The organism is Arthrobacter terricola (assembly GCF_004354015.1).
Classification (GTDB): Bacteria; Actinomycetota; Actinomycetes; order Actinomycetales; family Micrococcaceae; genus Arthrobacter; species Arthrobacter terricola.
Genome location: NZ_SMRU01000066.1, coordinates 1 through 7,200 on the forward strand (window position 1 = coordinate 1; position 7,200 = coordinate 7,200).

General features: G+C 64.7%; 6 protein-coding genes. 3 read left to right on the plus strand and 3 right to left on the minus strand.

Annotated features, from left to right (window positions below):
* Positions 1 to 309, plus strand: a 309-nt coding sequence (locus E1809_RS25875) for an aldehyde dehydrogenase family protein (protein ID WP_133206714.1), incomplete at its 5' end; no start/stop codon positions are given.
* Between the two features lie 65 nt (positions 310 to 374).
* On the opposite strand, the gene E1809_RS25880 is transcribed toward E1809_RS25875, so the two are convergent.
* Positions 375 to 1,589: a PucR family transcriptional regulator gene (locus E1809_RS25880; RefSeq protein WP_133207091.1), complete on the minus strand. Its 1,215-nt coding sequence runs from the start codon at positions 1,587 to 1,589 to the stop codon at positions 375 to 377.
* A 219-nt stretch (positions 1,590 to 1,808) separates the two neighbouring features.
* On the opposite strand from E1809_RS25880, the gene ald reads away from it, so the two are divergent.
* Both ald and E1809_RS27625 read left to right on the plus strand, forming a co-directional pair.
* The gene (ald, locus tag E1809_RS25885) at positions 1,809 to 2,927 is read left to right on the plus strand and encodes an alanine dehydrogenase (RefSeq protein WP_133207093.1); all 1,119 of its coding nucleotides are present in this window, start codon (positions 1,809 to 1,811) and stop codon (positions 2,925 to 2,927) included.
* Positions 2,928 to 3,517: 590 nt separating this feature from the next.
* A complete protein-coding gene (locus E1809_RS27625) occupies positions 3,518 to 5,566 on the plus strand; it encodes a DUF222 domain-containing protein (RefSeq protein WP_235835784.1) in 2,049 nt (682 codons plus the stop codon).
* A 196-nt stretch (positions 5,567 to 5,762) separates the two neighbouring features.
* On the opposite strand, the gene gnd is transcribed toward E1809_RS27625, so the two are convergent.
* Together gnd and E1809_RS25905 are read right to left on the minus strand one after the other, a co-directional pair.
* A complete protein-coding gene (gnd, locus tag E1809_RS25900) occupies positions 5,763 to 6,647 on the minus strand; it encodes a phosphogluconate dehydrogenase (NAD(+)-dependent, decarboxylating) (protein ID WP_133207092.1) in 885 nt (294 codons plus the stop codon).
* 184 nt (positions 6,648 to 6,831) lie between these two features.
* The coding region (locus E1809_RS25905; protein WP_456236609.1) for a copper amine oxidase at positions 6,832 to 7,200 on the minus strand (369 nt) is incomplete at its 5' end.

Here is a 7,200-nt window from a genome sequence, read left to right on the forward strand (position 1 = left end):
CTCGAAGACGGCATCAAACTGATCAACTCCAACCCCTACGGCAACGGCACCGCGATCTTCACCTCCTCCGGAGCAGCTGCCCGGAAGTTCCAGCGCTCCGTGGACGTGGGCATGATCGGCATCAACGTGCCCCTGCCCGTGCCGGTGGCGTACTACTCCTTCGGCGGCTGGAAGGCCTCGCTCTTCGGCGACAAGCACATCTACGGACCCGAAGGCGTGTCCTTCTACACCCGCGGCAAAGTCATCACCTCCCGCTGGCCCGAAACCCACCACGCCTCCGGCGCCTCCTACAACTTCCCCTCCAACTAACACGGCATAACAAAAAGGGAGGCAGCGATCATTCGCTGCCTCCCTTTTGTCGTTCCGCTACACTTTCAGATCCTGGGTCGCCCTGCCCACCGCCGCGCCTTCAGTGCCGCATGCAGTTCGAGCCGTATCGCCCCGCCCAAAGGATCGGCGCCGATGAGCTGCCGGATCCTGCCGAGCCTGTTGTAAATGCTGCTCCGATGCAGGTGCAGCTTGGTGGCTACATCTTGGACAGAACCGTCGTTGTCATAGAGCAATTCGAGGACGGGCAACAGTTCTCCGTTGCGGTCATGGTCCTCGAGGGCGCGGAAGTGGACAGATCCGGCGTCGTCCCAACCCCCCGGCGCCTGCAGGCGATCAAACAATTGGTAGATTCCCACCGAACGGCTGTCCACCAGCTCCCCAAGGGTCGGATCGACGGCGGCCGCCTGGGCCGCAAGTTTCGACTGCCGGTAGGCCGCGGCCATTTGGCGGACCACCGGGAACGGCTCGCTGATGCCCAGGATCACGCGATCGACTTTCCGTCCCGCCCGCTTCGCGAGCTCCAACTGGTAATGCACCAAGACTTGCGCGTGCTCAGCCCTGCCTCCCGTTTCGCGGAAAAGAAGCACCGAATGCGTCTCAGAGCCTGCGCTGAACAGCACCGAATCGACGCCGATGGTGGCCTGCAGCGCTGCCGAACGGTGGGTCAGCGTGGCAGCGATGGGATCGGAGACTCCGCCGAGATCACCGGCGTCGAGCGCCGTGACCAGCTGCCACGGACCCCGCCCCTGGACCTCTTTCCAGCCGGCAACCCCGGAAACCGCATTGGATTCCCCGCCGCAGGCCGCCAGGAATTCCTGTTCTTTGCGGCGGCGGAACTCCGACTCCGCGGTGTTTGAGTCGAGCAAGAGCGCCGCAAGGAGGTCCAGTTCGTCCCGGACGCCGGGCAATTCGGCGAGGATCGCCGTCGCGGTTTGCTCGTCAAGGTCCTGCTGGACCCAGAGGTAGCCGACGCGGAAGCCGCGCACCAGCAGCGGGACGCAAACGCGTCCAACCATGCCCAATTCTTCGTTGGCGGGCACGACGACGGGCCGCACCGCCGTCACGATCCCGTGCGAAAGTTGCCACGCACTGACGTCCACGGGAACCTTCTTGCTCAACAGGAAATTCACGCGCACGCGGTCGGCGTGGGACTGGTTGGAACTATAGGCGAGCAGGACGCCGTCGAGGTCTTCCAGGGAAAGGCCACGGCCGAGCTTGAGCGCGACGTCCTCGACGATCTTCTCCACATCCTGCTGCATGGAGCAAGGGTACTTTGCCGAACGGACATCAGGCGACACCTGACGCTTCACTGCTCGACAAATGTCGATCCAGGAAAGGCAAAAACCCCGGAATTACGCGGAACTTTGCGCAGGCGAGCAGCCCGTTTCCTGTCGCTTGGCTCACAGCGGATTTATTCTGGAATCACAGTCCCCCGCACGGAAAAAGGCCGACAAAGCCTTTCGAACATGGAGCCCAAAATGATCATCGGTGTCCCCAAAGAGATCAAGAACAACGAATTCCGCGTCGCCATCACGGCCGCTGGCGTTCACGAGTTCCGCACCCACGGCCACACGGTGCTGGTGGAGCGCGGCGCAGGCCTGGGCTCCGGTATCACCGACGAGGAATACGCTGTTGCCGGCGCCGAAATGGTCGCCGAAGCCGACGACGTCTGGGCACGTGCGGACATGGTCATGAAGGTCAAGGAACCCATCAAGGCCGAATACCACCGCTTCCGCAAGGGCCTCATCCTCTTCACCTACCTGCACCTGGCGGCCGAGCCCGAGCTGACCCAGGAACTCATCAACTCCGGAGTCACGGCCATTGCCTACGAAACCGTGCAGGAAGGCCGGACGCTGCCGTTGCTGGCACCCATGTCCGAGGTCGCCGGCCGCCTGTCGGTCGTCGTCGGCGCTTCCTCCCTCATGGCGCCGGCCGGCGGCAAGGGAGTGCTGCTGGGCGGCGTCCCGGGCGTCCGCCCCGCGAAGGTCGTTGTCCTCGGAGCCGGCGTTGCCGGAACCAACGCCGCCGCCATGGCCCTCGGTCTGGGCGCCGACGTCACCATCATGGACATCAACATCAACCGCCTGCGCGAACTCGACGCCCTCTACCAGGGCCGCCTGAAGACGGTGGCCTCCAACAAGTACGAGATCGAGAAGTCCGTGGTCGACGCCGACCTCGTCATCGGTTCCGTGCTGATCCCCGGCGCCAAAGCCCCCAAGCTCGTCACCAACGAACTCGTCTCCCGCATGAAGCCAGGCTCCGTGCTGGTGGACATCGCCGTGGACCAGGGCGGCTGCTTCGAAGACACCCACCCCACCACCCACCAGGAACCCACGTACAAGGTCCACAACTCGATCTTCTACTGCGTCGCCAACATGCCCGGCGCCGTTCCGAACACCTCCACGTACGCGCTGACCAACGTCACCCTGCGCTATGCCGTGGCACTTGCCAACCTCGGGGTCAAAGCCGCGTTCGACCGCGACCCCGCCCTCGCCGCAGGCCTCAACATCGCCGGAGGCCACGTGGCACACCACTCGGTATCCGAGGCGCACAACCTGCCCCTCGTCGCTGACTGGCACAACCTGGTTTCCGCCTAGGTTTCACCCGAAAGGGCCCGACGGCGGGGTGCGGCTTCCACGAGAAGCGGCACCCCGCCGTCGGGGTTTAAGTGCGGGACGACCGGGTTTCAATGCGGGCCGTCTGCGCCTCAAAGTTGGCGTCCGCGCTTATCCCACTCAGCTCGACGGGCCTTTTCCTCTTCCCAAAAGCGTTTGTGGTGGCGGCGGACGAGGAGTAGCCAGGCGAGGCCTGCCAGAGGAGCCATTAGAGCTTTAACTGAGACATATTCGGCGATGTCCCAGGGCCCACCGACGTGGTGAAGAGGAATCCGCCGCGGGTCATTTTCAGTGCCCAGCGCTTGATTCCAGTTCCGTCGCTTGAAGCGCCGGAATGTGAAACGAGGATTGCCGCAGGTGGGGATGGTCCTTTGATGTCGGGACCTGCGGACGGGGCAGCTTCGGACCGGTGGGGTATCTGGTGATGGTTCCAGTGACTCAGGTCGACGACGCCGGGCGCGATCCCGTCGCTTGATGGGCCGGAAGGTAAAACAAGAGCCGGTTTTTCAAACAAGAACCGTAACGGGTCGTACGTGGCTTATTTTGTCGGGGGTCCGTGGAAGGCTTTGGGTATGGACGGGATTGGGGGATCGGTTTTGCCGACGCGGCAGCTTCGGGCGGACATGCCTTCGGGTGATGGTCCGCGTGATGCTGCCGTTCCTGGTGCAGATCCGTTCGTCCTGATCGAGGCGGCGATCGCGGCGGTGGTTGCGTTCCGCCCCGGCACCCACACCGCTTTGACCGATACCACCGAAATCCCCGCCACCAGCACCAGTGAGCCCGGCACCACCGCCACCGCCACCGCCACCGCCACCGCCACCGGCACTAGTGACCCAGACATCACCGCCACCACCGATATCGCGGGGGTGGGTGGGGAGTTGATTGCTCAGTTGCGCCTGTTGGAGGATTTGAAGTCCGCGATCGCGGGGGCGCAGGCCAGGATCACTGTCGCGTTCGATACTGCCCAGCGCCGTGCCCACGCGAACCTGGGGGTTCCTGCCGCGGAACAGGGCAAAGGCGTCGGCGCGCAGGTGGCCTTGGCCAGGCGCGAATCCCCGGCCAAAGGCGCCCGTCTCCTGGGTCTGGCCAAGGCGTTGGTGGTGGAGATGCCCCGGACCCTGGCCGCCCTGGAGACCGGACAACTCAACGAATGGCGCGCGACGCTGCTGGTGAGGGAAACCGCCTGCCTCACTGCCGTGGACCGGGCCGGTGTCGACGCCGAACTGGCCCCCGACACCGGAACCCTTCACGGTGCCGGAGACCGTGCCGTCATCGCCGCCGCCCGGGCGGCCGCGTACCGACGTGACCCGGGCTCGGTCACCCGGCGCGCCGCCCGGGCCGTGACCGAGAGGCACGTCAGCCTGCGCCCGGCCCCGGACACCATGACCTATTTGACCGCGCTGCTGCCCGTGGCCCAGGGCGTGGCCGTGCACGCCGCCCTGTCCCGCCACGCAGACACCCTCCGCGCCGGCGGGGAGACCCGCTCCCGCGGGCAGGTCATGGCCGACACCCTGGTCGAACGCACCACCGGCACCCGGGCAGGGATCACCGGCATCGACCTCCAACTCGTCATGACCGACCGCACCCTCCTGCAAGGCCACAGCGAACCGGCAAGGATCCCCGGCTACGGCATCGTCCCCGCCACCTGGGCCAGAACCTTCCTCACCGGAAACAACGACGACACCGAACACCACCCCGAAACCGGACACAACGGCGAAACGGCACCGGACTGTGGAGACTCGCCTGACCAGGCCGGGCGGGGTGATCGAGTGAGACGGAAGCACGGAACCGGCAACGGCGGACCGGACCGAGGATACGGGCAAGACGGCCAGCAACCCGGGACCGACGCCGAACAGGCCGGGCAAGCTCGACCAGCCGGGCAGCAATCTAGGACCGGAGCCGAGCAGGCCGGGCGGGGCGGTCGATCCAGACGGGACGGGCAGGAACCCGGTGCCGGACGAAGAAGCCGATCCGGAACCGGGAAAGACGGTCAGGACCGCCGGACCAAACGCAGCCACCGAGTAGGTCAAGACCACAGAGCCGGTCAGCAACGCGACGTCGGGGCCGTGCCTTCCGCGGTCATCGACACGCGCGATCGCAAGCCAAAGGATTCTCAATCAGACGAGACGGCTTTCAAAGTCTGGTTGCGGCGGCTGTTCACCGCGCCCGGCAGCGGGGAACTCGTCGCCGCCGATTCGAAGGCCAGGCTCTTCCCGCCCGGGCTGAGGCGCCTCATCCAGGTCCGGGACAACACCTGCCGCACCCCGTACTGCGACGCGCCCATCAGGCACCTGGACCACATCCTCGCCTGGCACCTGGGCGGAACCACCAACCAAAACAACGGGGCAGGACTGTGCGAAGCCTGCAACCACACCAAAGAACTCCCCGGCTGGTCAACCCGCACCCACAAACCACAACCGGGACGCAGGCATGCCTTCGAACTCGTTACCCCCACAGGGCACAGCTACGAATCAACAGCCCCGCCCCTGCCCGGCACACCCCACACCACAGGCCCGGACGTCCAAATCTCACCCTTCGAAACCGCCGCCCTCTACAACTGGGACGACTGGAACCACCAACACAAACCAAACCGCCAACCACAACTCCGCAAACCCGCATAAAAGGAACCAGCACGCCCAAAACAGCGACCACCGCACGTTCGCGCACTGCATCAAACTGCCTGATAGCGGATCCCGCTCAACCCGACGATTGCCGAACGGTACAGCGCCAACCGCTGGACTCGACACTGCGCGGCATAAGACCCGACGGCGGGGCGGCCTCCGCACGAAGCCGCCTCCCGCCGTCGGGATTGGATTGCTACTTGGCGGGTTGGGTTGCGTGTCCGCCGAACTGATGGCGGAGTGCTGACACCATCTTCATCGCGGGCGAGCTGTCCTCACGCGACGCGAAGCGGGCGAACAGGGCCGCGGTGATGACCGGCGCCGGAACCGCGTTGGCGATAGCTTCCTCCACGGTCCAGCGGCCTTCACCCGAGTCTTCAACGTAGTCGCCGAGTTTCTCCAGGCCGGGATCCTCGTTGAGGGCTTTAACCAACAGGTCCAACAGCCAGGACCGAACAACGGTGCCCTTCTGCCAAGCGGCGAAGGTCCCGGGCAGATCAGTGATGATGTCCTTGGATGCGAGAAGTTGGTAGCCCTCGGCGTAAGCCTGCATCAGGCCATATTCAATACCGTTGTGCACCATTTTGGCGTAGTGGCCGGCGCCTACTCCGCCGACGTGAACGAAGCTATCGGCACGTTCGCCTTCCGGGCGCAAGGCGTCAAAGATCGGCAGTGCCCGCTCAATATCTCCGGCGGTACCTCCGGCCATCAGGCCGTAACCGTTCTGCAGCCCCCAAACACCGCCGGATACACCGCAGTCCACGAAGTGAATGCCTTTGGCCGTGAGCAGTTCGGCATGCTTCTGGTCTTCGGTGAACCTGGAATTGCCACCGTCGATCACCATGTCGCCACGGTCAAGTTTGTCGGCGAGCTCGTTAATGGTTGCACCCGTGATGTCCCCCGCAGGTACCATCACCCAGATAATCCTAGGGGCCGGCACTTTCGTGAGAAGGTCGTCCACCGAGGCGACGTCGGTGACGTCCGGGTTTCGGTCGTAGCCGGTTACCTCCACCCCGCCCCTGCGCAGCCGTTCTCGCATGTTGAAACCCATTTTTCCAAGGCCGATCAATCCGATGTGCATCGCAATACTCTTTCCTGAGCTGGTAGTGGGACGATCACCGGATTCAGCGGGTTTGGGACATTCGGGCCGCACCGTCACTACTGGTTGGGGGTATACATGGATCGGTCCCCGGCACTGCTTCGGGGCAGCGCCGGGGACCGAAGATTGTGGAACTGGTTGTTACTGGTTCACTGCGGTGGCGGGGTTATTTGCCGGTGCTGCAGTGTCCGCCGGTGGTGGTGGTGATTTCGGTGGGGAGGTTCAGGGTGGGGTTCTGGTTGAAGAAGCCGTGGGGTTCGAGCATGAACCCGATGTTCTGCCTCGGCATGACGGGCCAGTCTTCCAGGCGCACGACGTGGTGCATGCCGAAGGTGTACCACACGACCAGGTCCTGATCCACGATGTTCCGGTCCGCCGCGGTCCAGGCCGGCAGCCCGTCCCCGCCGGTGGACTGGTTCGGGTATTCCCCGGCCGGGAACCGTTCTTCCCGGGTGTACGGGGTGACCCAGAGGTTGTTGCGGGCGAACTGGGCGCGTTGGGACACGTGCGCGCGGTCATCCGCGGCCAGGGTGAT

What these genes read in the sequence shown, in the direction of transcription:
- gnd (WP_133207092.1), bottom strand. Translation starts at nt 6,647, where the DNA reads ATGCACATCGGATTGATCGGCCTTGGAAAAATGGGTTTCAACATGCGA.
- E1809_RS25880 (WP_133207091.1), bottom strand. Translation starts at nt 1,589, where the DNA reads ATGCAGCAGGATGTGGAGAAGATCGTCGAGGACGTCGCGCTCAAGCTC.
- ald (WP_133207093.1), top strand. Translation starts at nt 1,809, where the DNA reads ATGATCATCGGTGTCCCCAAAGAGATCAAGAACAACGAATTCCGCGTC.
- E1809_RS27625 (WP_235835784.1), top strand. Translation starts at nt 3,518, where the DNA reads ATGGACGGGATTGGGGGATCGGTTTTGCCGACGCGGCAGCTTCGGGCG.